Genomic DNA, 26,312 nt, shown 5'->3' with positions numbered 1-26,312 from the left:
ATCCACGCGTTACTCACCCGTGCGCCACTCGTGTATTGCTACACGCGTTCGACTTGCATGTGTTAAGCCTGCCGCCAGCGTTCGTTCTGAGCCAGGATCAAACTCTCAAGTTTAACGTGCCCCTCTCGAAAGAGAGGCAAAATCCCGTCACTAATTACTCTTGTCCGACTTGCGTCGAACATTCCGAACTAGCGACGACGAAAACGTCCATGCCGAAGCACTTTCGCTCGCCGCCGCCGGCGTATCCCTTTCCTAACAGACGATGCATAGAACACACGACCGGGTGGTCGAGACCGTTGTCCGACAAGGCTTTCCGGTGGGTTTCTCTAACCCCGCGCCGCTTTGTCTGCGGCGCTTCCGGCGGGCCCCGTCGTCTCGGGAGCCGCGCTTATATGGGGGGCTCTTCAGGGTGTCAAACCTAAAAATTGCGATTGTCTGACAGTGGGTCGAAAAAACCGGCTAAGTCCTTCAAACATATTGTATTCTTGCCTCGAAGCAGGCTTTCCGGCATCAATATCTAGAGATTTGCCGTGGGGAAAAATTAACTTCCGCGGCTCCCGCAAACAGCAAAGGTCCGGGGCTACCGGACCCACAATAGGTCAATGGTCATGACGGATTCCCCCTCTCCGTCGGACCGGTCGAAAGCCGCCAAAAGCACGACTTTTGGGCTCTTCCGGCCTGTCCTCTTTGCCATCGGTGCCAGCGGTCTGGCGATGGGTGGGCTGGTGCTGAGCCACCGGTCCAATCCAGATATCCCCAGGCCCACACCGGTTGCTGCAGCTCCAGAAGCCCCAAAAGCGCCGATCGCGCCCGTAGCGAGTCTTCCACCGATCGTTTTGGTCGATTCCGAGCCAGCCCCCCCGATCACAGCCGCTGAATTCAAGGCGCCGCTGGACTTCAAAGGCTTCCAGATGAAGCCGCAGGAAGGTCCGGTCGAGCCCGAGCCCCCGGCAAACGAGCCCTATGAACTGACGCTGCGCCTCGAGAAGGGCGACACCATCGAGAAGATGCTGGCCGACATCGACGTGCCGGAAGCCGATCGCAAGCAGGTCGCCGAGAAGCTGCAATCGCTGCTGAAGAAGCGGAAGCTCGCAATCGGCGAGACGATCGAGCTGCAGATGCAGCCGTTGCCCGAACAGCCTGATACTTCGCGCGTCCTGTCCCTATCGGTTCGGCCGCAACCGGAGCGGGAGTACATCGTCACCCGCAAGGACGATGGCAGTTACGACGCCGAGGAGAAAATCTACAAGGTCAGCCCGCGAATTGTGCGCGTCGAAGGTGAACGCAGCGGTTCGCTGCAACAGAGCGGCATGAAGGCCGGTGCACCGTCTGCCGCGATGATCGAGTTCATTCGTGCGCTCTCTTACGACGTCGATTTCCAGCGTGAACTGAAGGAAGGCCAGAAGTTCACCGTGCTGCTCGAGCAGCTCGTAACCAGCGACGGCCTGGTCACGCACCCGGGTCGTCTCCTCGCCGGTGAGCTGCGACTCCTGAAGCGCACCGTGACGGTAATCCGCTTCCGCCCGCAAGGCGGCGCCGATGGCTTCTACAACCCGCAAGGCGAGAACGTCGTACGCTCGTTCTTGCGCACACCGATGGATGCATCGCGTATTACGTCGCGCTTCGGCATGCGTGAGCACCCGATTCTGGGCTTTAGTGCGCTGCACGCCGGTGTGGATTTTGCGGCCCCTTCCGGCACGCCGATCCTCGCAGCAGGCACGGGCAAGGTGGTCGCTGCCGGACCGAACGGTGGCTACGGACTCTACGTGAAGTTGCAGCACACGCGGGACGTTGCGACAGCCTACGCCCACATGTCGCGCATCGGCCCGGGCATCAAACCCGGTGTCTCGGTGCGCCAGGGTCAGGTGATTGGTTTCGTCGGATCGACCGGAATGTCGACCGGCCCACACCTGCATTACGAGTTCCATCGCGGCGGCAAACAGGTCAATCCGCTCGCACAGAAGTTCGCGATGCGCGGTAGCGTTGGTGGCAAGGATACCGCACGCTTTCAGGCTCTCGCGCGCCAGTATCTCACTCAGATGAAGAACGCGCCGGTTGCCGCCGATATCGCCAAGAAGTCCGCTGCAAAGAAAACGACGCAGACTCCGAAGGAATCTGCGTCGTCGCAAATCGCCAGAGGCGACTAGTCTTTAGTCGGCGGCTTCGCTCATCACGCGCTCGCCGCCGACCGTCAGCTCGCCGTTCTCGACACCGATATCGACGGTGTCACCGTCCTTGACCTTGCCTTCGAGCAAGAGCGACGCCAGCGGATTCTGCAGGCTGCGCTGGATCACTCGCTTCAATGGCCGTGCGCCGTAGACCGGGTCGTAGCCACGGTTGGCCAGCCACTGCAGCGCCTTGTCGTCGATATTGAGATCGATCTTGCGATCGACCAGCAGCTTGCGCAGCCGGTTGAGCTGGATCTCGACGATATCCGTCATGCTCGCGCGGCTCAGCCGGTTGAACAGCAGGATTTCATCGAGGCGGTTCAGGAACTCCGGACGGAAGGCCGCTCGCACGTCCTCCATCACCTTGTCGCGCACCGTCTCGGCCGATTCGCCGTCGCGCAACGCGGCAAGATGCGAACTGCCGAGGTTCGAGGTCAGCACGATCAGCGTGTTCTTGAAGTCGACCGTGCGGCCCTGGCCATCGGTCAGACGACCGTCGTCCAGCACCTGCAACAACACGTTGAACACGTCCGGATGGGCCTTCTCGACCTCGTCGAACAGGATCACCTGGTAGGGCCGGCGACGGACCGCTTCGGTGAGCACGCCACCTTCATCGTAGCCGACATAACCCGGCGGCGCGCCGATCAGGCGGCTAACGGAGTGCTTCTCCATGAACTCGCTCATGTCGATGCGCACCATCGCCTGGTCATCGTCGAACAGGAAGTTGGCGATCGCCTTGGTGAGCTCGGTCTTGCCGACGCCGGTCGGCCCCAGGAACAGGAACGAGCCGATTGGTCGATTCGGATCCTGCAGGCCTGCCCGCGCACGCCGCACGGCGTTCGCCACGGCTCGGACGGCTTCGTCCTGGCCGATGACGCGCTTGCCGATCTGCTCTTCCATACGGAGCAGCTTGGAGCGTTCGCCTTCCAGCATCTTGTCGACCGGCACACCGGTCCAGCGCGACACGACCGCAGCGATGTCCTCGGGCGTAACCTCTTCCTTCACGCCCTTACCGCCCGCGACTTCGTGATTCTCGGCTTCCTTGAGCTTCTTCTCGAGGTCGGGGATCACGCCGTAGGCCAGCTCACCGGCCTTTGCCAGCTCACCCCTGCGTTGCGCGATCTCGAGCTCCGAGCGCGCTTTGTCGAGCTGCTCCTTGAGCTTCTGCGAGTCCGCGAGCTTGTCCTTGGCGGACTTCCACTGCGCCGTCAGGCCAGCCGACTTCTGCTCGAGCTCGGACAGTTCCTTCTCCAGCCGCTCCAGCCGGTCCTGCGAAGCTGTATCGCTTTCCTTCTTCAGCGCTTCCCGCTCGATCTTGAGCTGCATGATGCGCCGGTCGAGTTCGTCGAGCGCCTCGGGCTTGCTGTCGACCTGCATGCGAATGCGGCTCGCCGCCTCGTCCATGAGGTCGATCGCCTTGTCCGGCAGGAAGCGGTCGGTGATGTAGCGGTTGGAAAGCGTCGCGGCAGCCACGATCGCGGCATCGGCGATGCGCACACCGTGATGGAGCTCGTACTTCTCCTTAATGCCGCGCAGGATCGAGATCGTGTCCTCGATCGTCGGCTCGGCGACGAACACGGGCTGGAAGCGCCGCGCCAGCGCTGCATCCTTCTCGATGTGCTTGCGATACTCGTCGAGCGTCGTGGCACCCACGCAATGCAGCTCACCGCGCGCCAGCGCGGGCTTCAGCATATTGGAGGCGTCCATCGCACCATCGGCCTTGCCGGCGCCGATCAGCGTATGCAGCTCGTCGATGAAGACGATGATGTCGCCCTCGGCTGCGGAGATCTCCGAGAGAACGGCCTTCAGCCGCTCCTCGAACTCGCCGCGATACTTGGCTCCAGCGACCATGGAGCCGAGGTCGAGCGCCATCAGCTTCTTGTCCTTGAGCGACTCCGGCACGTCATCGTTGACGATGCGCAGCGCCAAGCCTTCGGCGATGGCGGTCTTGCCGACGCCGGGTTCGCCGATCAGGACGGGGTTGTTCTTGGTCCGGCGACTCAACACCTGGACGGTGCGGCGAATCTCTTCGTCACGACCGATCACCGGGTCGAGTTTGCCGTCGCGCGCCGCTTGGGTGAGGTCACGCGCATACTTCTTCAGAGCGTCGTAGCTGCCCTCGGCCGACGCGGAATCGGCCGTGCGGCCCTTGCGCAGGTCCTGCACTGCCTTCTCGAGCGCCTCGGCCTTCACGCCGCCTTTGGCGAGCGCATCCGCCGCCTCGGTGCCCTTGGCCAACACGAGCGCAAGCAACATGCGCTCGACGGTGACGAAGGAATCGCCCGCCTTGTCGGAAATGGCTTCGGCCTGGTCGAACAGGCGCGCGGTCTCGGGTGCCATGTAGATCTGGCCCGCGCCCTGGCCTTCGACCTTGGGCTGCTTGGCAAGATTGGCTTCGACTGCCTTGTGGACCGCGCGCGAATCGCCGCCGGCGGCAGAAATCAGGTTGGCTGCGAGACCTTCGGGGTCGTCGAGCAACACCTTCAAGACGTGATCTGGGACAAGGCGCTGGTGGCCTTCCCGCAGCGCCAGCATCTGGGCACTCTGCAGGAAGCCGCGCATACGATCGGTGTACTTTTCCTGGTTCATTCCTAACCCTTTCTTTTACGCCCCCGTCGAGCGGCGGGCGGAAGAGCGGACCCTCAGAGAGGCATCCTGCAGGCGATATGGGGAGAGTTCGGCGGCGCGCAAGACCGTAGGGCATGTGCGGCTTTGCACTGTCATGGAGCTGGGCTAAGAACGCCGGCCCTCGCGGGGCGAAAGACAAACAGGGAGAGCAAACCATGTCCGGCGGACACGGTCACGTCGACAGTTCGAACAAGAAAATCGCCCTGCTGGTGGCCGTCCTGGCCGCGCTGCTGGCCATTTCGGAAATGGGCGGCAAGAGCTCGCAGACCAATGCGCTCTCGAGCCATATCGATGCGTCGAACACCTGGACCTTCTTCCAGGCCAAGACGATCCGCCAGACGATCATGCGCACCGTGGCCGAGGACGCGGAGGCGACTTACAAGGACAATCCGCAGGGCGTGCCGCCGGCCATGAAGGCCCAGGTCGACCGCTGGAAGCAGACGGCGCAGCGCTACGAGTCCGAGCCCGAGACCAATGAAGGCCGCCGCGAGCTGATGGCCCGCGCCAAGGTCAAAGAACAGCAGCGCGACAAGTCGCTGGCCGCCTATCACATGTTCGAATATGCGTCGGCTGCGTTTCAGCTCGCGATCGTGCTGGCGGGTGCGGCAGCCCTGACATCCGTGGTCTGGCTGACTTTCCTGTCCCTCGGTCTCGGCGTGATCGGCATAGGCTTTACCGGCCTCGCGTTCCTCGCGCCGACGCTGATTCACCTGTAGCCACTCCATGAAAAACGCCCGGAAGCAACGGCCTTCGGGCGCTTTCTGGAACTATCGGAAGGTCGAGCGGCTCAGCCGCCGCGCCGATTGGTAGCCGGTGTGAACTCCGGCACGTCGGGCTGATCGTCGGCCGCAGGATCGTTGCCTGCCGCCGCGCTGCGTCCGTTCTGGAGGAAAGCAACGCCGCCCAAACCAGGGTCGGCTTCACCTTGATCCTCACCGCGGCCGCTCTGGCGCTCGTTGGAGGCATGGCCGTTGCCGTTGGCTTGCGGCTGACCACCGCCCGGTTGGCCCTGCGGCTGTTGCTGACCAGCCTGACCTTCCTCACCGCCCTCGCCCCAACCTTGGTTGTTGCGTTGGACGAAGCCGCCCATGGACTGGATCATACGGTAGTAGTGGTCGGCGTACTGCCAATAGGCCTCAGCCAGGATACGGTCACCCGAAGCTGCCGCCTCGCGTGCCAATGCCTGGTACTTGTCGAAAACCTGATGCGCGTTGCCGCGAACCCGGACATCGGGGCCGCTGCTGTCGAATATCTGGTTTCGATTGGGCGGGCGGTTGGGATTGTGATGCTGCTTGTGATGATGATTGCCGCCACCGCCGCCGCCACCACCGTTGCGACCGCCGCGCGACCGCTGACGATTGTTTGGTCTCATTAAACCTAAGGCCGTTGCACGCCGGACGGATGGTTGTTGTTCAGGCCCCTCTGCCCTTCCCTGGGCGCCGTCCCGGCTGATTTTTAGAGGGTCGGTGTCCGCCGCCACAAACCGGTCGGACCAAAGCCCCCTCCAAGGGGCAAGCGAAAGCTAGTCCTATTCCACGAGATTGCCAACCCTTAATGCAGGGCGGGTACCACTCGTTCCACACCTGCGAGATCTTTTCGCGGAATCTGGGGTGACAGGCCTGCTGCAGCAAAAATGCTTGAAATATCAGTAGCTTGACCCTCTCCGCCCTCGACCAACGCCCATCCACCCGGCGCGATCAGCCGGGGAGCGGCTGCGGCAATGATGCGATAGGCGGTAAGTCCGTCCGCGCCGCCGTCCAAGGCAAGCCGAGGTTCGTGGTTAGCCACTTCCGGCATCAGCGCTGAGATGGTGTCGGTCACGATGTAAGGCGGATTGGAGACGAGCAGGTCGAACGGACCATCCAGCAGGTCGGCCCAACCGGCTTTTCGCCAATCACCCGGCACCAGCCGTGTACGCGCCGCTACGCCTAGAGAAGCGGCATTCTCGCCAGCGATGACGAGGGCCGCCTCGGAAGCATCCATGCCCACCCCGGTGGCCTCGGGATATTCCTTGAGCAGCGTTAGAAGCAGACAGCCCGAGCCAACGCCGAGGTCGAGAATGCGCAGCGGCCGCTCGCGCCCAGGCAGCAGATCCAGCGCCGCCTCGATCAACGTCTCGCTGTCGGGCCGCGGGACGAGCACCGCCGGCGACACCTTGAACGGCAATCCCCAGAACTCTCGTTCGCCGAGAATGTAAGCCATCGGCTCACGCCGTACCCGCCGAGCCGTGAGCTCCCGCATCGCCGTGACCACGCCAGCCGGGGCCGGGTCGCCGCCGCGTGCGATGAGTTGTTCGACGCCAAGGCCTGCCGCATGGCCCAGCAGCAGGCGCGCTTCGAAGCGGACATTGTCGATGCCGGCTGATGTCAGAGCGACGGCAGTGTCGCGCAGCAGCGCATCGTAGGTCGGGCCTTCGATCATCGCCGAGGGACCACCGGCTAGGCCGCGAGCTCCGCCAGACGACCAGCCTCGTCGTCGGCGATCAGCGCGTCGATGATCTCGTCCAACGCCCGCCCCTCCATCACCTCGTCGAGCTTGTAGAGCGTGAGGTTGATACGATGGTCGGTGACGCGGCTCTGCGGAAAGTTATAGGTCCGGATGCGCTCGCTGCGATCGCCGCTGCCGACCTGCCCCTTGCGGTCGGCGGCGCGCTGGGCGTCCAGCCGTTGACGCTCGGCGTCATACAGGCGTGCGCGCAGGATCTTCATCGCCTTGGCGCGGTTCTTGTGCTGGCTCTTCTCGTCCTGCTGGCTGACGACGACGCCGGTCGGGAGATGGGTGATGCGCACCGCCGAGTCAGTCGTGTTCACCGACTGTCCGCCCGGGCCTGAAGCGCGGAACACATCGATCCGCAGGTCCTTTTCGTCGATCTTGACGTCGACGTCCTCGGCCTCCGGCAGCACCGCCACCGTCGCCGCAGACGTATGGATACGGCCCGACGCCTCGGTTGCCGGCACGCGCTGCACGCGATGCACACCCGACTCGAACTTCAGATGGGCGAATACGTTGCGGCCGGTGACGATGGCAATGGCTTCCTTGTAGCCACCGATACCGGTGTCGGAGAGTTCCATGACCTCGAACTTCCAGCCATGCTCGGCGGCATAACGCTGGTACATGCGGAACAGATCGGCAGCGAACAGAGCGGCCTCATCACCGCCAGTTCCGGCGCGGATTTCGAGGATGGCGTTCTTTTCGTCAGCGGCATCCTTGGGCAGCAGCATGCGCTTCACGTTGCGCTCGAGATCAGGCAGGCGCTTCTTGATCTCGGCCGCCTCTTCCTCGGCAATTGCCTTCATGTCGGGATCGGAAGCCATCGCCTCCGCATCCTTCAGCTCATGCTCGGCCTTGCGCCAGGCGTTCACGGACTCGACCAGCGGACCGAGGTCGGCATACTCCTTGGAGGCCGCCACGAATTTCTGCGAATCGAGATTCCCGCCCGAGAGTTGCGCCTGCAACTCGGCATAACGCGCGACGATCTGTTCGAGTTTCAGAAGAAGCGACACATCAAACCTTCAAAGCTGTGGCGAGACCGTCGAGCGGCACCTCGCGTTGCGTGCCACTGTCGAGATCCTTGAGCTGGGCCACGCCCTTGGCCAGTTCGTCGTCGCCCAGGATAATCGCCGCGCGAGCATTGAGCTTGTTGGCTCGCTGCATGCGCCGCTTCATGCTGCCGCGAAACTCCTGCTCGATGGCAATGCCCTCGCGGCGCAAGGCGCGAGCGATCCCCAGGGCCTTGCTCTCGGCGGCAGCACCCAGCGGTGCGATCACGACAGGCCGTGGAAGTGGCGCCGGCTCGTTGCACAGCATCACCAGGCGCTCGATGCCACCCGCCCAACCGATCCCCGCGGTCGGCGGGCCACCCAGCTCGGCAATCAGCCCGTCATAGCGGCCACCACCCAGCACGGTGCCTTGCGCGCCAATGTGGGTCGTCACGAATTCGAAGGCCGTGTGCGTATAGTAATCGAGGCCCCGCACCAGGCCTGGATCGACTTCGAAAGCGATACCGGCCGCGGTGAGGCCATCCTGCACCATCTTGAAGAAATCGCGGCTCGCCTGGTTCAGATGGTCGGCGAAGGATGGTGCGTTGGCGTTGATCGCCTTGTCGCCCTCATCCTTGCTGTCGAGGATGCGCAGCGGATTGCGCTGCAGGCGCCCTTTGGAATCCTCCGAAAGCTTCTCGATATGGCCTGAATAGTAGTCGACCAGCACCTTGCGGTAACCCGCACGGCTCTCGGGATCCCCGAGCGAATTGATCTTGAGGACGCAGCGATCGAGGATCGTCAGCCGGTCGAGGATGTCGGCGGCAACCGAGATCACCTCGATATCGGCGCCGGCTTCTGGTGCACCGAGCACTTCGAGATCGATCTGATGGAACTGACGCTGGCGCCCCTTCTGCGGCCGTTCATAGCGAAACATAGGGCCAGCGGCGAAGACCTTCAGCGGAAGCTGCTGGGTGAGCTCTCCATTGGAAATGAAGGCACGGCAGATGCCCGCCGTATACTCGGGCCGAAGCGTCAGCGATTCGTTGCCGCGATCGGTGAAGGTGTACATCTCCTTGGAGACGACGTCGGTCGTCTCGCCGATGCCGCGCGCGAACAATTCGGTGAACTCGAAGATGGGTGTCGCCATCTCCCGGTAACCGTAAAGCCGCGCCACCTCGCGTGCTGTGTCGATGACATGCGCAAAGCGCCGGTACTCGTCGGGGAGAAGGTCGTGCGTGCCACGCACGGGCTGCATTTTGCTCACAGGAAATCGCCTTGAAAATTCGTCGAAAGAAGGAAGCCTGGAACCGCTACTCAGCAGCGGCGCGATGTCGGTCCGCTTCTGCAGCTTTGGCAGCTTCGATCTCGGCCGCCTTCTTCTCGATCAGGCCCGCCAGATGCTCGACGATGTCGGTGTCCTTCATGCGATGGTGCGGAACACCGGCGATGTAGACTTGGTGCGTGCCGTTACCGCCACCGGTGAAACCGATATCCGTCTCGCGCGCTTCACCGGGGCCGTTCACGACACATCCGATCACCGAGACCGTCATCGGCGTGGTGATGTGGGCCACACGCTTCTCCAACGCCTCGACGGTGCGGATGACGTCGTACTGCTGCCGCGCGCAGGACGGACAGGAGATGATATTGACGCCACGATGACGCAGGTTCAGCGCCTTCAGCATCTCGAAGCCGACCCGCACTTCTTCCTCGGGCTCGGCCGAGAGTGAAACGCGGATGGTATCGCCGATGCCCGCCCACAGGAGTGCACCAAGCCCGATCGAGGACTTCACCGTGCCCGTGCGCAAGCCGCCCGCCTCGGTGACGCCGATGTGCAGCGGGTAGTCACAGGCATCGGCAAGCTGTTGATAAGCCGCGACGGCGAGGAAAACGTCGGACGCCTTCACGCTGATCTTGAATTCGTGGAAGTCGTGATCCTGCAGGATGCGCGCATGGTCGAGGGCGCTCTCGACCATCGCCTCGGGGCATGGCTCGCCGTACTTCTCCAGCAGGTCCTTCTCCAGCGACCCGGCGTTGACGCCAATTCGCATGGAGCAGCCGTGATCCTTCGCCGCCTTCACGACCTCGCGGACCCGGTCGGCGCTGCCGATATTGCCGGGATTGATGCGCAAGCAGGCCGCGCCGGCCTCGGCGGCTTCGATGGCGCGCTTATAGTGGAAGTGGATATCCGCCACGATCGGGACCTTGGTGGCCTGCACGATCCGGGGCATTGCCGCCGTCGAGTCTTCGTCGGGGCAGGACACGCGGATGATATCGACCCCCGCCTCTTCGCAGCGGCGAATCTGCGCGATCGTCGCCTCGGCGTCCGCCGTCAGCGTGTTGGTCATGGTCTGAACCGTGATCGGCGCGTCACCGCCCACCGGCACGGACCCGACCATCACCCGCCGCGATTTGCGGCGCACGATGTCGCGATACGGTCTGATGCTCATGGTCGACAATGTAGCGACGCCCGATCAGCTTATCCAGCCATCGGACTGACGCTGTTTTGGCCTCTACCGGGCTTCGGTGATGCGGTAGGCGATCCCGGCCGGCACGATATAGCTTTCGCCAGCGCGCACATAGGTCTGCGTCAGCACGTCGCCGTTGGGTGCCCTGAGTTCGACCCAGCTGTTGCTCCGCACGCTGATCGGCGTGTTGACCCTCACCGGCATCGGCGGCGGCGGCACGACAGCAGGTGCATCGGCGGCAGGCTGACGCGCGTTGGCCTCTTCGACCGGCGGCTGTCCCGGAACAGTCACACGCGGCGGCTCGATGGGCGCCGGTAGCTGCGCGGCCTGAGCCTGACCGATCGCAGGGACTGTCATCACCACTTGCGGCGGCGGTGCAGGAACAGCGACGACGACCGGCGGCGGCAATGCGGGCAGAGCAGCCGGCGTCGTAGCAGCAGGCGCCGCAACAGATGCAGGAGCCGATGCCGCTGTCGGCGCGGGAGTGGGCTCAAGACGTTGCGCGGGCCAGACTTCAGCCGGCAGATTGCCGCCCGACGCACTACGCGTCTGCTGAGCAGGCGCGGCGGGAGCCGTGGGCGCTGCGGGCACCGCCACTTCCTTTTCCGTCGGCCGCGCGGCCAGCAACCGATCCGGCACCGGCGGTACCTTCTCGGCGACGATAGCCTGCTCGCGCGGCATGTAGTGCCACACGCCATAGCCGGCGCCGACAACCAGCAGCACGGTCAGGACAGCGAGGCCGATCGGAGCGCGCTTCTCGACGATCGGGAAATCGGCAGGTAGCGCGACAGGGCGCTTGATGGGTACGGGGCCCGACAGATGATAGGCCGTCATCACCTTCTCGGGATCGAGATCGACATGCGCGGCGTAGGCACGCAGGAACGCCGGGATGTAGGCAGCACCAGGCAGCTTGTCGAAGCGGCCTTCTTCGATGGCTTCGATATGAGCGCGACGAATGCGCAAGCTCTTCTCTACTTCGGACAGGCTCAACCCACGCGCTTCGCGCTGGTCGCGTAGGAGTCGACCGACTGCTCGGCCTGGTGCGGCCTCGCGCTCAATCGCCCGCCAGTCAACCTGATCCGGCATCGAATATCCCTGCTTGTCCCCTCATCGCGAGTTTTAGCAGAGGCCCGATGACAGGGCAAAAGCGATTCGAGAAATCGTTGTTAAATTTCGATCGCGTGATCGGCGGCGAAGAGGCGCAGCGTCTCGCGTAAAGGTCGATCCGGTTGTGAAAGCGCATAGCTCATGAAACCAACTGCGTCGTTGAGATCGAGCGAACGGATCATTGCTTTGACGGGACCAATCGCACCCGGCGACATCGAAAGCGTACGCACGCCAACGGCGAGCAACGCGAGCGCTTCGACCGGACGACCTGCCATCTCACCACAGACCGCGAGATCGACGCCGGCAGGTCGCGCCTTTTCCACCACAAAATGTAGCAACCGAAGCAGAGCTGGGGACAAGCTGTCGTAGCGACCAGCCAGCCGACTGTTGCCGCGATCGGCAGCAAAGAGGAACTGCATGAGGTCGTTCGTTCCCACCGAGATGAAATCGACGTGGGGCAACAGACTATCGAGCTGCCACGCCAACGCGGGAACTTCGAACATAACGCCAACACGCAGACGCTCGGGCACGACCATGCCTCGCCGCTTGGCGCGCTCCAACTCCAGCTCGAGCAGCTTGCGCGCACTCAAGAGTTCCGCGACGTCAGCGATCATGGGGAACATCACCGACAAAGGTCGCCCGTTAGCAGCTTGAACTAGCGCACGAAGTTGGCCACGCAACATCGCCGGACGATCGAGGCCGATGCGGATTGCGCGCCACCCCATCGCGGGATTGTCGTCGCCGAATGCGCCGATATAGGGCAGCACCTTGTCACCCCCCACATCGAGAGTGCGAAAAGTGACAGGACGTCCATCGGCGAGGTCGAGGACGCGGCCATAGAGCCACGCCTGTGCATCGACATCGGGAAACTCCGAACGCACCATGAACGGAATCTCGGTCCGATAGAGACCAACTCCATCGGCGCCGGTGTCGTCGAGATGCTGCATGTCGATCAACAGGCCGGCATTCATGTGCAGCGAGATCGGTGCCTGGTCGCGTGTCACCGAGGGCAGGTCGCGCAATGCCGCATACCTGCGACGACGTTCGGCACGCGCGTCGATCGCGGCATAGACGCCCTGCAGGATATCCTCGCCCGGCCGAACCAGAACCTGGGCATTGTCGCCGTCGACGACGATGGCATCACCTGCTTCGACACGCGACAACACGTCAGGCGCCCGGCCGACCACGGGGATATCGAGGGCGCGTGCGACGATGGCGACGTGGCTGAGAGCCGAGCCCTCCTCGAGCACGACACCACGCAGTCGTGTGCGGTCGTAGTCGAGCAGCTCCGCCGGCCCCATGTCGCGCGCGATGACGATCATGTCGTCGGGCAGCGTGCTGGGGTCGACGGCGACGCGGCCGGTAAGGCGCAGCAGCAATCGGTTGCTGAGGTCCTGCAGGTCACTCACCCGCTCACGGATATAGGGATCGGTCGATTGGCCGAGACGGGCCCGCACATCGTCAAAGGCGCGTTGCACGCCCGCCTCGGCGGTGAGGCCGGAGGCAATGGCCTCGCGTACGCGCTCGATCCAACCGCGATCGTCGACGAACATGCGGAACGTTTCGAGGATTTCGCGCTGCTCGCCCGACTGCATGTCGTGCGCCTCGAGCATGCGGTCGACGTCCTCGCGTACGCCATGCACCGCCTCCTGGAAGCGCTGCTGTTCCTGCCCTACGTCTTCGGCGACGACGCGCTGAATGACGATGCGCGGCTCATGCAGCACGGCGTGCCCGATCGTAACGCCAGGCGTGAGCTGCACACCGTCCACGCGCAGCGGCAGCAGGCCGATGCCATCGACCTGCTGGACCTCGTTGGGGCTGACGATGTGTCCGGCCGAGACCAGTTCCGCCAGCACCATGGCAATGGTCTGCAGTGTCTCGACTTCTTCTTCGTCGTATTGGCGGCGCGTGCGATTCTGCACGACCAGCACACCCAGTACGCGCCCGGCGCGCAGGATCGGCACGCCGGCGAGCGAGTGATAGATTTCTTCGCCGGTTTCCGGACGGTAGGCGAATTGCGGATGGGTCTGCGCATCGTCGAGCGCCAGCGCCCGGCCGTGGGCCGCTATGTCACCGACCAGACCTTCACCGACCCTGAGCCGCGTACGATGCACCGCAGAAGGGTTGAGGCCCTGGGTGGCGAACAGCTCCAGCACCTCGCCGGCCCGCAGCAGGTAAATCGAGCAGACTTCGGCCACCATCTCGTTGGCGACCAGGCGCACGACCTCGCCCAGCGTGACCTCGACGGACTCGGCACGCGCCATCGTGTCCCGGAGCCGCTTGAGGAGCATTCGCGGTCCGGCCGGAGGAGTAGATCTCTCCATGGTCAGACCGCGGGATGCTTGAGTCGGATTACGACAAAGCTACGGTCAATGATGCAGGCACAAACTCGCCATGCCACAGCCGCCGACCTGGTCGAACGGGTGTCTTGGCAGGCCATATGGAGTCCGGCGCGCATGGTCCGCTTATAGCAAGAGCCGCGCCGAACTGCCTACCGGCTAATTCGCATAGAGAAGTGGGATTCTCGATCAGGCCGCGTCGAGTTCATAGGCCGTGTGAAGGGCCCGAACGGCGAGCTCGGTATACTCGGCGGCCACGAGGACGCTGATCTTGATCTCCGAGGTGGAGATCACCTGGATATTAATCCCCTTGCCGGCAAGGGTTTCGAACATCTTGAGTGCGACGCCGGCATGGCTGCGCATGCCGACGCCGATCACCGACACCTTGGACACGTTGATGTCCGACTTGACCTCAGCGAACCGGAGCTCGGCCTTGGCCTGCTCCAGCCGCTGCACCGCGCGGGCAAGGTCGGCCTTCGGTACCGTGAAGGTGATGTCAGTCGAGCTGCCGTCGAGCGACACGTTCTGCACGATCATGTCGACGTTGATGTTGGCCTCGGCCAGCGGTCCGAAGATTGCCGCCGCCACGCCCGGCCGGTCCGGCACATGGGTCACCGTGACCTTGGCTTCATCCCTGGCGAAGGCGATTCCGCTCACGACAGACTTCTCGAGCCCTTGGGCCATGATCTCTTCCTCGTCCACAACCAGCGTTCCGGGGAGGTCGCTGCCGAGCGCCTCGTCGAACGACGACAGCACCTGCACCCGCACATGATGGTTCATCGCCAGTTCGACGGAGCGCGTCTGCAGCACCTTCGAGCCCAGCGAGGCCATTTCCAGCATTTCTTCGTAGGTTACCCGGTCGATCTTCTGCGCCTTTTCCACGATCCGGGGATCGGTCGTGTAGACGCCATCGACATCGGTATAGATGTCGCAGCGGTCGGCCTTCAGGGCCGCCGCGAGCGCCACCGCCGAGGTATCCGACCCGCCACGGCCCAGGGTCGTAATCCGGCCCTCGGGCGAGATGCCCTGGAAGCCAGGCACGATCGGGACCTCGCCCGCTGTCATGGTCTTGCCCACCTCGGTGGTATCGATCTCGATCACGCGTGCCTTGGCGTAAGCAGCGTCGGTCTTGATCGGGAGCTGCCACGACACCCAGGAGCGTGACTTCACGCCTTCCTGCTGCAGGGCCATCGCCAGTAGGCCAATGGTCACCTGTTCGCCTGTCGCAACGACGACGTCGTACTCGCGCGGATCGTGCAGCGGGGCGATCTCGTTCACCCATTTGACGAGCTGGTTGGTGGCGCCCGACATGGCCGAAACCACGACCGCGACCTCGTTGCCGCGCGCGACCTCGGCTTTTACTTTGCGCGCGACGTTCTTGATCCGATCCGTGTCGCCGACCGAAGTACCGCCGAATTTCAGAACAATGCGCGCCATAGCCCTACTCGAAGGGGGAGCCCCCGCCTGGAAAGCGGGCTATAGACACCGGCGGCGGCATATGGGTCAAGGGTAGCCATGGTCGAAAGCGCGCATATCCCCTCCACCGGAACGGTCGATCCCGCCGAGGTCGAACGCTTTTCGCGTATTGCCGACGAGTGGTGGGACCCCAAGGGCAAGTTCGGGCCGTTGCATCGGCTCAATCCGGTGCGGATTGGCTACATCCGCGACCGCGCTGCGGCGCATTGGCAGCGCGACGCCCTGTCGGGCCGGCCGCTCGATGGCCTGTCGCTGCTCGATATCGGCTGCGGCGGCGGCCTGCTGAGCGAGCCCATGACCCGGCTGGGAGCACGGGTAACCGGCGTCGACGCCTCCGAGCGCAACATTTCCGTCGCCGCACTCCATGCCGAGCGCCAAGACCTTTCGATCGACTATCGCCAGGGGACGGCCGAGGCGCTGGCCGACAGCGGCGCACAGTTCGATATCGTGATGGCGCTGGAGATCGTCGAGCATGTTTCGGATGTCGACCTCTTCCTGCAGTCCTGCGGGAAGATGGTGAAGCCGGGCGGTCTGCTGTTCCTCTCGACGCTCAACCGTACGGCCAAGGCTTGGGCCCTGGCCATTGCCGGCGCCGAATACGTGCTGGGCTGGCTGCCGCGCGGCACGCACGACTGGAAGAAGTTCCTGAAACCTTCGGAAGCCGTGCACGGTCTGCGCGCCGGCGGCATCGATGCCCAGGAGATTGTTGGCGTAGTCTACAGCCCGCTCAGCCGCACCTGGTCGCTGAACAAGAACGACCTCGACGTGAATTACATGCTCTACGGGATCAGCCGCGCCTAGCGAGCCGCGCCGGCATGGTGGCCAGCGTCAGTTCCCGCGCGGGATCCAAGGCAGGCGACCGAACTCGATGCCCTCTTCGGCGAGCGCCTCGGCTTCCTCGTCGCTGGTTTCGCCATAGATGCCGCGCTTGTCGCTTTCGCCGTAGTGAATCTTACGAGCCTCGTCGGCAAACTTGTCGCCGACATGCTCGCAGTTCTTCTCGACCTCGGCGCGGACCTTGAGCAACGCTTCGCGCAGCTCCTTGGGCATGTGCTTGGCCAGAGCCGCCATCTGCTGCTGCTCCGGTGATGGAGCGGCCGGCGGCGTCGCGGGGGTCTCGGCGACCTCTATCGGCGCCTCCTTGCCCTTCTTGCCGATGCGAGGCGCCATAATGGCGCGCTCCACCTTGGAAGAACCGCAGACGGCGCAGCCAATCAGCGATTTCTTCTCCTGGCGCTCATAAGTCTTGCTGTCCTTGAACCAACTATCGAATTCATGGCCCTTGGCGCAGCGCAAACGATACAGAATCATGACGCCCCGAAAATGGTGGCTTGTCGTGTCGGACGCAAGGCCCGATTGTCGCGCCCCAATCGTCCCTTTCGCACCAAGACACACACGATATGACGACCTCTTCCTGGATCGCCACCTGGGCCGGCCTGCTGCCGGCCGGCGCCAGCGTCCTCGACCTCGCCGCCGGCAAAGGTCGGCACACGCGCTTTTTTGCTGCCCGCGGCCATCACGTGACGGCGATCGATCGCGACGTCAGTGAACTCGCCGCCGCCGACAATATCGAGGTCATCGCCGCCGATCTCGAGAACGGTTCCCCCTGGCCGCTTGGCGACCGTCGTTTCGGTGCCGTCGTCGTGACCAACTATTTGCATCGGCCGCTGTTTCCCGCCCTGTTCGAGGCGCTGCAGCCCGGTGGCATCCTGCTCTACGAGACCTTCATGGTCGGCAACGAGCGCTTCGGCAAACCGAGCCGACCCGAGTTTCTGCTGAAGGACGGTGAGCTTCTCGAACTGGTGCGCGGCCACTTTTCGGTGACCGCCTATGAGGCGCGGATGATCAGCGAGCCCAAGATAGCGATGGTGCAGCGGATCGCAGCTCGAAAGACGTCGTAGCCGGCAGCGCGGCGCTCTCGGCCTTACTCGGCTGCCTTGGCAACCGCCGCCTTATGCAGCGCCGGCGCCGCGTACTCCCGATCATGCGTCAGCGACGGCACCATCTTGCGGGCCTCGGCGATCTTGGCGGCGTCGATATCGGCCACGACGAAACCTGCCTTCTCGCCACCGGCATCGGCCAGCACCTCGCCCCACGGCGCCACGACGATCGAGTGACCGTAGGTCTTACGATTCGAGCCCTTGTGCGTGCCGACCTGCGCCGGCGCAAAGACGAAGCAGCCGGTCTCGATGGCGCGCGCCCGCATCAATGTGTGCCAATGCGCTTGCCCGGTCGGCACCGTGAACGAGGATGGGATCGACAGCATCGTCGCGCCGGCATGCGCGAGATCGCGGTAGAGATAGGGAAAGCGCAGGTCGTAGCAGATGGTCATGCCCAGCACGCCCCACGGCGTCTCCGCCAGCACCGCCTTCTCGCCCGGCCTGAAAGTCGAAGACTCGCGATAACTCTCGCCACCCGCGAGCTGAACGTCGAACATGTGGATCTTGTCGTAGCTCGCGACGATGCTGCCCGCCGGATCGATCAGATAGGAGCGATTGCGGATCTGCTCTTCGCCCGGCACACGGACATGGATCGATCCCAGCAGGAACCAGGCGCCGGTGTCGCGTGCACTGGCGCGACAGGCTGCGAGCATCGCGTGCTCTTCCTCGGTCTGGGCCTTGACCAGCGTCTCGGTGCGATTGGCGCCGATCAGTCCGGTGTTCTCCGGCGTCATGATGAAGTCGGCGCCGGCGTCGCGAGCAAGCTTCGCCTGTTCGCGCACGAAGGCGATGTTCTCCGACATCTCGTTGCTGACGTTGGTCTGGACGAGGCCGGCCTTGAACGACGACATCGCGGCGCCTCAGCTTGGCTGAGTGAGCAGCGCGTCGAGCTTGCCCGCGCTTTCGAGCGCCGCAAGCTCGTCGGAGCCGCCGATATGCTGACCGTTGATGAAAATCTGCGGCACGGTCGTGCGCCGGGACCGTTCGCGCATCTCACTGCGCTTCTTGTCGTCCATCATCACGTCCATTTCCTCGTAGGCTGCGCCCTTGTCGTCGAGCAGGCTTTTGGCTCGGGCGCAGTAACCGCAGAACGGCGTGGTGTAGATCTCGATCTTGGCCATGGTGGGTGAACCTCTTTCCGAAACTATACAGCCGGCCGGATGACCCGCGCCAGCGTCAGGACATCGACGCAATCCGCCCCGGCGCGTTCCAATACGCGGCTGCAGGCTTCTACCGTCGCTCCGGTGGTGAGCACATCGTCGATCAGCAGGATGCGTTTTCCAGCCACTTCAGTCCGCCAATGAGGGTGGATGTCGAACGCTTCGCGAACGTTGCGCCGACGTTCTCGGGCGCGCAGGCCGGTCTGCGAGCCGGTCCAGCGTCCGCGACGAAGCAGATCCGGTGCCAGGCGTACTTTGATGTCGGGGATCAGCTCCCGCACGACGATACGAGCGAGCAGGGCCGCCTGATTGTAACGCCGCGTGAACAAACGTCGCCAATGAAGCGGCACCGGCGCCACCAGATCTGCCGAGGCCAGCAGTTCGGCGCCGGCTCGCGCCATCCATCCACCGCAGGCCCGCGCGATATCCGTACGATCGCCGTGCTTGAACGGCAAGATCAGCCGCCGGCTGTGATCGTCATAGATCAGCGCGGCCCGCGCACGATTGTAGCGCGGTCGCCGTGCCATACACCCGGCGCAAAGGGCTCCCGGCCCAAGATCTTCCGCAAACGGTGTGCCGCAACAGGCGCAGTGTGGTGCCGACATGAAGTTGAAACTTTGCCAGCAGGAAGCACAGAGCCCGCCCACCTCACCGACGATCTCACCGCAGCCGAGGCATAGTGGCGGCAGGACGGCATCCAGCAGCATCCGCCCGGCATGTGCGCAAGCATGGCTCAACCCACGGGGCAGACCTCTAGACATCGCGTCGATTGGGCCGCCGAAATACGCCGACAGAATGGCGCGTCCCCTACCCGCCGCCGCTCTTTCGCCTTACATACGCCCTGTGATGAGCCCCGATCCCCTGCTGGTTTTCGACCGCACGACCTTGCGCCACCGGCGCGAGCGCGCTGCGCAGGGATGGGAGAGCCATGCCTTCCTGAAGCGCGAGATATCCGAACGGCTGGTCGAACGGCTGGACGACGTACGCCGCCGCTTTGCGCTTGCCCTCGACCTTGGCAGCCATGGCGACGAGGTTGCCGCAGCACTCGGGGAGCGGCACATCGTCGATCACCTGATACGCAGCGACTTCGGTGAACGCTTTGCCCGCCGCGCGCATGGACCGGCGATCGTCGCGGACGAGGAGCACCTTCCCTTTGCCGCCGGACAGTTCGATCTGGTGCTGAGCGCCATGAGCCTGCACTGGGTGAACGATCTCCCCGGCACGCTGATCCAGATCGGCCGCATCCTGAAGCCCGACGGGCTGTTCCTCGGTGCGATGCTGGGCGGAGGAACGCTCTGGCAACTCCGTCAGGCTCTGACAACGGCGGAGAGTGAAATAGACGGCGGCCTCAGCCCGCGTGTCTCGCCCTTCGCCGACTTGCGCGATGCGGCGGGCCTTTTGCAGCGCGCAGGCTTTGCACTGCCGGTCGCCGACAGCGAGACAATCGATGTCGAGTACGAGAATGCGCTGGCCTTGATGCGCGACCTCAGCGCCATGGGCGAGAGCAACCTCGTGGCCGAACGCCGACGCCAGATCACCCGGCGTGCTACACTCTTGCGTGCAGCCGAGCTTTACAGTGAGCGGTTTGCCAGCCCATCCGGCCGAGTGACAGCGAGCTTCGAGGTTCTTTTCCTGCATGGCTGGGCGCCGCATGCCTCCCAGCCAAAGCCACTCAAGCCGGGCAGCGCCGCGCAACGCCTGGCCGACGCACTGGGCACCTCTGAACAAAGCGCTGGCGAGAAAGTGGAGCGGAGCTAGATCGTGCCTCCTGTGAAATTGTCGTTCGGCGATGTGCTCTCCGAGAGCTTCGGCTTCTTCTTCGCCAACATCCGCCTCTTCTTCCATCTCGTGACGGTTCCCTGGATCCTGTCTCTGGTGATCCGACTCATCGGTTCGCAGATGCCGCGCGAGTCGTTGATCCCCGTGCTGGCCGAGAAGGCGATCGATATCGTGCCGATGGTGATGTTCATGGTCGCCTGGCAGCGCGTGGTGCTGCTGGGCCCGCACCGGCTGGACCGCCTGCCTGGACTCGGCTGGTCGCCGCGCGAGACGGCCTTCCTCATTCACCTGCTCAAGATCGGCGGCGTCACCTTCTTGCTGCTGGCCGCCTTCATCCTGACGATGGGCGAGATCGATCCCACTGCCTTGACCACCGGCGTGCCACCCGATCCCGAGACGGCGGCCAAGCAGACGCTGCTGGCCCCACTTGCCTCGGCTTTCATCGTATCGGCCCTGGTGGCATTGCGCGTGAGCTTCGGTCTGGCGGGGACTTCGGTCGACGAACAAGGCTCCCCCGTCCTTTCCTGGGCCTATAGCCGCGGCAACGGCTGGGTCGTCGTCGGCGCGCTTTTCCTGATCTCCTTCGCAGGCACCATGGTGACCGCCGCGTCGGTTCTCATCCTGCTCAGCGTGATGCGCGGCGTATTGGGGGCCGATTTCGCCGCCTATGTAGTGACCTGGACTTTCGCGCTCCTGGTCTCCTATGCCGGCAACGGCGTGATGGCGACGGCTCAGGCCGTCATCTTCCGCCGGCTGACGGGCTGGCGTGAAGGCGTGCCCCTGCCGACGCCCGCAGAGAAGAACGCCTAGAGAAGAACGCCTAGAGAAGATCGCGCAGGAGCCCGACCAGCGGCAAGTCGGCCGGCGGCATGGGATAGCGCGCGAGCTCGACCGGCGGCACCCATTTCAGGACCTGCCCCTCGCGTGGCCGAGGCGTGCCGCTCCATTTGCGACAGGCGAAGACAGGCATCAGCAGATGGAACTTCTCGTAGCCGTGGCTCGCGAAGGCGATCGGTGCCAGGCAGCTGGTCGCGGTTTCGATGCCGAGTTCCTCGTGCAATTCACGCACCAGCGCTTGCTCAGGCGTCTCCCCCGGATCGACCTTGCCGCCGGGGAATTCCCAGAGGCCCGCCATCGACTTGCCAGCCGGCCGCTGCGCGATCAATACGCGGCTGTCGACATCGACCAGCGCGACGGCCGCCACGAGCACGAGCGGGCGGTCGCCCAGCGGCGGCGGACCGCCAGGACAATCCTCGTCGAACGGCTGGCTCAAGAGCGATAGCTGCCGTTGATGTCGATGTAGCCGTGCGTCAGATCGCACGTCCAAACGGTGGAGCGACCACGGCCGATCCCAAGATCGATGTCGATCACCACATCATGGCCTTTGATGTGCCGGACAACCGGCTCCTCGTCGTAATTCGGCACGACCTGGCCGCCGTCGGTGATGCGGACGCCACCGATCGAGATGCGCAGCTTGTCGCGGTCTGCCCGCTCGCCCGACTTGCCGACCGCCATGACAATGCGGCCCCAGTTGGCGTCCTCGCCGGCGATCGCCGTCTTGACCAATGGCGAGTTGGCGACGGCCAGCCCGATCTTGCGGGCCGCGCCATTCGAGGAGGCGCCCCCAACATTGATGGTCACGAACTTCGTGGCGCCCTCGCCGTCGCGCGCCAGGAGCTGCGCCAGCTCGATCATCACCTCGTCGAGCGCACGCTTGAAGTCGACCAGGACGGGATCGTCCGACTCTTCGATCGGCGCGTGGCGGGCGGCGCCGGTCGCCACCATCAGGAGCGTATCGCTGGTCGAGGTGTCACCATCGACCGTAACGCAGTTCAACGATTTGTCGGCGGCGTCGGCCAGCAGCTTCTGCAGCACCGCGCTGGGGATCTTGGCGTCGGTAAAGGCGAAACCCAGCATGGTCGCCATGTCCGGCGCGATCATGCCCGAGCCCTTGAGGAAGCCGTTGATGGTCACCGTCCGCTCGCCGATCTTGGCCTGGCGCGTCGCGAGCTTGGGGAAAGTGTCGGTAGTCATGATGGCCGCGGCGGCGGCGGCCCAGGCGTCTTCGCGGCCCGACTTGATGAGCGCCGGCACGACGGCCGCGATCTTCTCCCAGTCGAGCGGCTGGCCGATCACACCGGTCGAGGCCATGAAGACCTCGTTGCGAGGGCAGCCCAACGCCTGGGCGATGGCGCGGGTGCTCTCCTCGACGGCCTTGTCGCCGGCCTTGCCGGTGAAGGCGTTGGCATTGCCCGCATTGACGACGATGGCGCGCACCTTGCCCCGCGCCAGGTTCTTGCGGCACCAGTCGACCGGCGCAGAGCAGGTCTTGGATCGGGTCAAAACGCCCGCAATGGTGGCTCCGGCCGGCACCACCGCCAGCATGACATCGTCACGCCCTTGGTAGCGCACGCCCGAACTTGCTGCGCCGAGCTTCACGCCTGCAATGCGCGGCAGGGTCGGCGTCGTCTTCGGCGCAAGCGGTGATTGGGCGTGCGTGGCAGCCATGGAACTCCCCTTGAGACAGCCGCAAGGGCGGCCGCCGGACGGCGGAGCCTACACCAGAAACGCCAGAAAACGGGAGTTTTAAACGTAGGTTCTACTTGGGAGCGGCTGGGGCTGCCGGTTTGGCCGGCGCCGGAGCAGCGGGCTTGGCCGGAGTGGCTGTTGGCGCAGCCGCTGGCGCGGCCTCGGCTTTGCTGCCGTCCATATTGAATTTCTCGACCTTGGCGCCAGCCCGCAGCTTGTCGAGCTGAGCTGTGACAGCCTCGCGCGCCAGCTCCTCGCGGATCTGGTCGGAGAGCTCTTCGAGTGCCGGCGGCGGCGCCGTCCGACGATCGTCGAGCCGGATGATGTGATAGCCAAACTGCGTCTTGATCGGGGTTTCGCTTAGCTCGCCCTTCTTCAGGCCGAAGGCCGCATCGGCGAATTCCTTCACCATGTCGGACTTCTTGAACCAGCCGAGATCGCCGCCTTCGGCGCCGGACGCCTTGTCGGTCGACTTTTCCTTGGCGAGCTTGTCGAATGCCGTGCCCTTCTTCAGCTCGGCGATCAGCGCCTTCGCCTCGTCTTCGGTCGACACCAGGATGTGGCGCGCATGCACTTCTTCCTCGGCGGGCATCGCCTTCAGCCGCTCCTGGTAGCGCTGCTGGATCTTCTCCGCCGTCACCACCTTGGCGATCTCGCGCTGGATCCAGAAATCCTGGAGCACCTGCTCCTCGACGAAGGCCATGCGCTTCTTGAACGCCGCATCCTCGTTGGTCTTGCTCTTCTTGCCTTCCTGGACGACCAGCTTGCTGTCGATGATGCGCTCGAGCAGCGCCGGGAACACGGCCTGCAGCGGCATGCTGCGATACTGGGCGGGCAGCGACTGCTGGGCGATCTCGAGTTCGGAGAGACGAACCGGCTGGCCATTGATGGTGGCGACGATCGGATCCTTGAGCGGCTGGGCGGCCTGAGCCGGTGGTTTGGCCGGTTGCTGGGCCGGCGGCTTGGCAGGCTGTTGCGCTGGCTGCTGGGCAAAAGCCGCGCCCGCAACTGCGGCGGCTGCGCCGCTCAGGAGGAAGAGGCGCAGGGGGCGCAAGCGATGGCTCATGACAGGCTCCGAAGACAGCTCGTGGCGGAAGGCGCAGAACGTTTACACAGGCCCTGTCGGACCAAGCAAGCGCCGCCTCCCCGTTGTCATGGCTGATGGCGATGAATTGCGGCACTTTTTCGTGAGTACGGCGTCGAAGACGAGGCGATGCTTGTCTCTACCTCTCCTCGCATGCGCGGCGTCACGGCACCTTACGTTGACACTCCCCGGGCTGCTCTCTATCTCTGGTTGGGATGGCGGGCCGTGGGCCCGCCTAAGTCATTAGAATATCGAGGTTTTCATGCTGGGGGCGCTCGCCCGGAGCCTCTTCGGGACGGCCAATGACCGCATCGTCAAAGGCTTCGACAAGCCGGTGGCGAAGATCAACGCGCTCGAACCGGAGTTCTCCAAGCTTTCCGACGAAGAATTGCGCGGCAAGACCGCCGAGTTCCGCGAACGCCTGGCCAAGGGCGAAACGCTGGACAACATCCAGGCCGAAGCCTTCGCCACGGTGCGCGAGGCTGCCAAGCGCGCACTCGGCCAGCGCCACTTCGACGTCCAGCTCAAGGGCGGCATGGTCCTCCATAGCGGCAAGATCGCCGAAATGAAGACCGGCGAAGGCAAGACGCTGGTCGCCACCCTGCCGGTCTATCTCAACGCCCTCGAAGGCAAGGGCGTGCACGTCGTCACCGTGAACGACTATCTCGCCCGCCGTGACTCCGAATGGATGGGCCGGGTCTACCGTTTCCTCGGCCTGACCGTCGGCGTGATCGTCCACGAGCTCGACGACGAGCAGCGGAAGGCGGCCTACGCCTGCGACGTCACCTACGGCACCAACAACGAAATCGGCTTCGACTATCTGCGCGACAACATGAAGTACCGCCAGGACGCTATGGTCCAGCGGCCCTTCAACTACGCGATCGTCGACGAGGTCGATTCGATCCTGATCGACGAGGCACGCACACCGCTCATCATCTCCGGCCCGGCCGAGGATTCCTCGGAACTCTATCGTCGTGCCGACACGGTTATCCCGCGCCTCAAGGCCGAGCATTTCGAGAAGGACGAGAAGAACCGCACCGTCGTGCTGACCGATGCCGGCGTCGAGGCGGTCGAGGACATCCTGCGCGGCGACGGGTTGCTGCCCGAAGGCATCAGCCTCTATGCGCCGAACATGGTCTCGGTGCTGCACCACGTGACGCAGGCCCTGCGCGCCCACAAACTGTTCTCGCGTGACGTCGACTACATCGTGAAGGATGGCCAGGTCGTCATCATCGACGAATTCACCGGCCGCATGATGGCCGGCCGCCGTTATTCCGAGGGCCTGCACCAGGCGCTCGAAGCCAAGGAACAGGTCGAGATCCAGCGCGAGAACCAGACGCTGGCCTCGATCACCTTCCAGAACCTCTTCCGTATGTACCCCAAGCTGTCCGGCATGACCGGCACGGCGCTGACGGAAGCCTCCGAGTTCGCCGAGATCTACAAGCTCGAGGTGGTCGAGATCCCGACCAACGTGCCGGTCGCCCGCAAGGATGCCGACGACGAGATCTACCGGACCCTGGGCGACAAGACGCGCGCCATCGTGAAGCTGATCGAGGAGTGTCGCACGCGCCAGCAGCCGATGTTGGTGGGTACCGTGTCGATCGAGAAGTCCGAAGAACTCTCGGCCGCCCTCAAGAAGGCCGGCATCCCGCACAATGTGCTGAACGCCCGCTTCCACGACCAGGAAGCACAGATCGTCGCCCAGGCCGGTCGGCCGGGCTCCGTCACCATCGCGACCAACATGGCCGGCCGTGGCACCGATATTCAGCTCGGCGGCAACATCGACATGCTGGTGGCCCAAGCCGACGCCGAACTCGCGACCAAGATAGCGGACGAGACGCAGCGCAACGCGGAGCTCGGGCGCATCACCCAGGAACTCAAAGCCCAGGTTGAGCGCGACCGCGAAATCGTGCGCACCGCCGGCGGTCTCTACGTCGTCGGCACCGAGCGGCACGAGAGCCGCCGTATCGACAATCAGCTGCGCGGCCGCTCCGGCCGCCAGGGCGATCCGGGCGCCTCGAAGTTCTTCCTGTCCCTGGAAGACGACCTGATGCGCATCTTCGGCAACAACAAGGTGCTCGACTGGGTCCAGAAGAAGGGCATGGCCGACGACGAGGCGCTGACCCATCGCTGGCTCAACAAGGCGCTGGAGACG

23 protein-coding genes and 1 rRNA gene are annotated in these 26,312 nt (G+C 64.2%); 7 read left to right on the top strand and 17 right to left on the bottom strand.

What is annotated here, in order from left to right:
• Positions 1 to 113, bottom strand: a 16S ribosomal RNA gene (locus EPO50_RS00120); the annotation flags it as partial.
• Positions 114 to 608: 495 nt separating this feature from the next.
• On the opposite strand from EPO50_RS00120, the gene EPO50_RS00115 reads away from it, so the two are divergent.
• Positions 609 to 2,147: a peptidoglycan DD-metalloendopeptidase family protein gene (locus EPO50_RS00115; protein WP_296340608.1), complete on the top strand. Its 1,539-nt coding sequence runs from the start codon at positions 609 to 611 to the stop codon at positions 2,145 to 2,147.
• A 3-nt stretch (positions 2,148 to 2,150) separates the two neighbouring features.
• Here the strand turns inward: EPO50_RS00115 and clpB are convergent, their stop codons facing one another.
• The gene (gene clpB / locus EPO50_RS00110) at positions 2,151 to 4,757 is read right to left on the bottom strand and encodes an ATP-dependent chaperone ClpB (RefSeq protein ID WP_296340607.1); all 2,607 of its coding nucleotides are present in this window, start codon (positions 4,755 to 4,757) and stop codon (positions 2,151 to 2,153) included.
• Between the two features lie 194 nt (positions 4,758 to 4,951).
• Between clpB and EPO50_RS00105 the strand changes: the two genes are divergently transcribed.
• Positions 4,952 to 5,512, top strand: coding sequence for a DUF4337 domain-containing protein (locus EPO50_RS00105; RefSeq protein ID WP_296340606.1), 561 nt, complete (start codon positions 4,952 to 4,954; stop codon positions 5,510 to 5,512).
• Positions 5,513 to 5,583: 71 nt separating this feature from the next.
• Here EPO50_RS00105 and EPO50_RS00100 read toward each other — a convergent pair whose 3' ends face one another.
• The 8 genes from EPO50_RS00100 to EPO50_RS00065 all read right to left on the bottom strand — a co-directional run bounded on the left by EPO50_RS00100 (position 5,584) and on the right by EPO50_RS00065 (position 15,626).
• Positions 5,584 to 6,168 carry a DUF4167 domain-containing protein gene (locus EPO50_RS00100; RefSeq protein WP_296340605.1) on the bottom strand — a complete coding sequence of 195 codons (585 nt, stop codon included), beginning with the start codon at positions 6,166 to 6,168 and terminating at the stop codon, positions 5,584 to 5,586.
• Positions 6,169 to 6,347: 179 nt separating this feature from the next.
• Entirely contained in the window at positions 6,348 to 7,217 is an 870-nt protein-coding gene (gene prmC / locus EPO50_RS00095; RefSeq protein ID WP_296340604.1) for a peptide chain release factor N(5)-glutamine methyltransferase, read from the bottom strand.
• Between the two features lie 17 nt (positions 7,218 to 7,234).
• Positions 7,235 to 8,299 (bottom strand): peptide chain release factor 1, encoded by a 1,065-nt coding sequence (gene prfA / locus EPO50_RS00090; protein ID WP_296340603.1) that lies wholly within the window; start codon positions 8,297 to 8,299, stop codon positions 7,235 to 7,237.
• A gap of 1 nt (position 8,300) precedes the next feature.
• Entirely contained in the window at positions 8,301 to 9,533 is a 1,233-nt protein-coding gene (gene hisS / locus EPO50_RS00085) for a histidine--tRNA ligase (RefSeq protein ID WP_296340609.1), read from the bottom strand.
• Positions 9,534 to 9,588: 55 nt separating this feature from the next.
• The gene (ispG, locus tag EPO50_RS00080) at positions 9,589 to 10,725 is read right to left on the bottom strand and encodes a flavodoxin-dependent (E)-4-hydroxy-3-methylbut-2-enyl-diphosphate synthase (protein ID WP_296340602.1); all 1,137 of its coding nucleotides are present in this window, start codon (positions 10,723 to 10,725) and stop codon (positions 9,589 to 9,591) included.
• A 63-nt stretch (positions 10,726 to 10,788) separates the two neighbouring features.
• Entirely contained in the window at positions 10,789 to 11,829 is a 1,041-nt protein-coding gene (locus tag EPO50_RS00075; protein WP_296340601.1) for a helix-turn-helix transcriptional regulator, read from the bottom strand.
• An 80-nt stretch (positions 11,830 to 11,909) separates the two neighbouring features.
• Entirely contained in the window at positions 11,910 to 14,141 is a 2,232-nt protein-coding gene (gene ptsP, locus EPO50_RS00070; RefSeq protein WP_296340600.1) for a phosphoenolpyruvate--protein phosphotransferase, read from the bottom strand.
• Positions 14,142 to 14,378: 237 nt separating this feature from the next.
• On the bottom strand, positions 14,379 to 15,626 hold the full coding sequence (locus EPO50_RS00065) for an aspartate kinase (RefSeq protein ID WP_296340599.1): 1,248 nt from the start codon (positions 15,624 to 15,626) through the stop codon (positions 14,379 to 14,381).
• Positions 15,627 to 15,704: 78 nt separating this feature from the next.
• Between EPO50_RS00065 and ubiG the strand changes: the two genes are divergently transcribed.
• On the top strand, positions 15,705 to 16,466 hold the full coding sequence (gene ubiG / locus EPO50_RS00060; protein ID WP_296340598.1) for a bifunctional 2-polyprenyl-6-hydroxyphenol methylase/3-demethylubiquinol 3-O-methyltransferase UbiG: 762 nt from the start codon (positions 15,705 to 15,707) through the stop codon (positions 16,464 to 16,466).
• A 27-nt stretch (positions 16,467 to 16,493) separates the two neighbouring features.
• Here the strand turns inward: ubiG and EPO50_RS00055 are convergent, their stop codons facing one another.
• Positions 16,494 to 16,976, bottom strand: coding sequence for a DUF1178 family protein (locus EPO50_RS00055; RefSeq protein WP_296340597.1), 483 nt, complete (start codon positions 16,974 to 16,976; stop codon positions 16,494 to 16,496).
• A gap of 89 nt (positions 16,977 to 17,065) precedes the next feature.
• On the opposite strand from EPO50_RS00055, the gene EPO50_RS00050 reads away from it, so the two are divergent.
• Positions 17,066 to 17,566 (top strand): bifunctional 2-polyprenyl-6-hydroxyphenol methylase/3-demethylubiquinol 3-O-methyltransferase UbiG, encoded by a 501-nt coding sequence (locus EPO50_RS00050; RefSeq protein WP_296340596.1) that lies wholly within the window; start codon positions 17,066 to 17,068, stop codon positions 17,564 to 17,566.
• Between the two features lie 23 nt (positions 17,567 to 17,589).
• Here the strand turns inward: EPO50_RS00050 and EPO50_RS00045 are convergent, their stop codons facing one another.
• The 3 genes from EPO50_RS00045 to EPO50_RS00035 are packed head-to-tail and all read right to left on the bottom strand — an operon-like array spanning position 17,590 to position 19,472.
• Positions 17,590 to 18,456, bottom strand: a complete 867-nt coding sequence (locus tag EPO50_RS00045; protein WP_296340595.1) for a carbon-nitrogen hydrolase family protein — start codon at positions 18,454 to 18,456, stop codon at positions 17,590 to 17,592.
• A 9-nt stretch (positions 18,457 to 18,465) separates the two neighbouring features.
• Entirely contained in the window at positions 18,466 to 18,726 is a 261-nt protein-coding gene (gene grxC / locus EPO50_RS00040; RefSeq protein WP_296340594.1) for a glutaredoxin 3, read from the bottom strand.
• A gap of 23 nt (positions 18,727 to 18,749) precedes the next feature.
• Positions 18,750 to 19,472, bottom strand: coding sequence for a ComF family protein (locus EPO50_RS00035; RefSeq protein WP_296340593.1), 723 nt, complete (start codon positions 19,470 to 19,472; stop codon positions 18,750 to 18,752).
• Between the two features lie 139 nt (positions 19,473 to 19,611).
• On the opposite strand from EPO50_RS00035, the gene EPO50_RS00030 reads away from it, so the two are divergent.
• Positions 19,612 to 20,523, top strand: a complete 912-nt coding sequence (locus tag EPO50_RS00030) for a methyltransferase domain-containing protein (protein ID WP_296340592.1) — start codon at positions 19,612 to 19,614, stop codon at positions 20,521 to 20,523.
• 12 nt (positions 20,524 to 20,535) lie between these two features.
• Complete coding sequence (locus tag EPO50_RS00025) at positions 20,536 to 21,354, top strand: hypothetical protein (protein WP_296340591.1); 819 nt, start codon at positions 20,536 to 20,538, stop codon at positions 21,352 to 21,354.
• Between the two features lie 10 nt (positions 21,355 to 21,364).
• On the opposite strand, the gene EPO50_RS00020 is transcribed toward EPO50_RS00025, so the two are convergent.
• The 3 genes from EPO50_RS00020 to EPO50_RS00010 form a co-directional block, all read right to left on the bottom strand.
• Positions 21,365 to 21,817, bottom strand: coding sequence for a (deoxy)nucleoside triphosphate pyrophosphohydrolase (locus EPO50_RS00020; protein WP_296340590.1), 453 nt, complete (start codon positions 21,815 to 21,817; stop codon positions 21,365 to 21,367).
• The gene (argJ, locus tag EPO50_RS00015) at positions 21,814 to 23,052 is read right to left on the bottom strand and encodes a bifunctional glutamate N-acetyltransferase/amino-acid acetyltransferase ArgJ (protein WP_296340589.1); all 1,239 of its coding nucleotides are present in this window, start codon (positions 23,050 to 23,052) and stop codon (positions 21,814 to 21,816) included. Before argJ ends, EPO50_RS00020 begins: the two co-directional genes overlap by 4 nt.
• A gap of 91 nt (positions 23,053 to 23,143) precedes the next feature.
• A complete protein-coding gene (locus EPO50_RS00010; RefSeq protein WP_296340588.1) occupies positions 23,144 to 24,139 on the bottom strand; it encodes a peptidylprolyl isomerase in 996 nt (331 codons plus the stop codon).
• Positions 24,140 to 24,419: 280 nt separating this feature from the next.
• On the opposite strand from EPO50_RS00010, the gene secA reads away from it, so the two are divergent.
• Positions 24,420 to 26,312: preprotein translocase subunit SecA (gene secA / locus EPO50_RS00005; protein WP_296340587.1), on the top strand; the 1,893-nt coding region annotated here is incomplete at its 3' end.

It is taken from the genome of Reyranella sp. (assembly GCF_004297405.1).
Lineage (GTDB): Bacteria > Pseudomonadota > Alphaproteobacteria > Reyranellales > Reyranellaceae > Reyranella.
The sequence above is the reverse complement of the archived record's forward strand: the minus strand, read 5'-3'. Positions and strand labels throughout refer to the sequence as shown.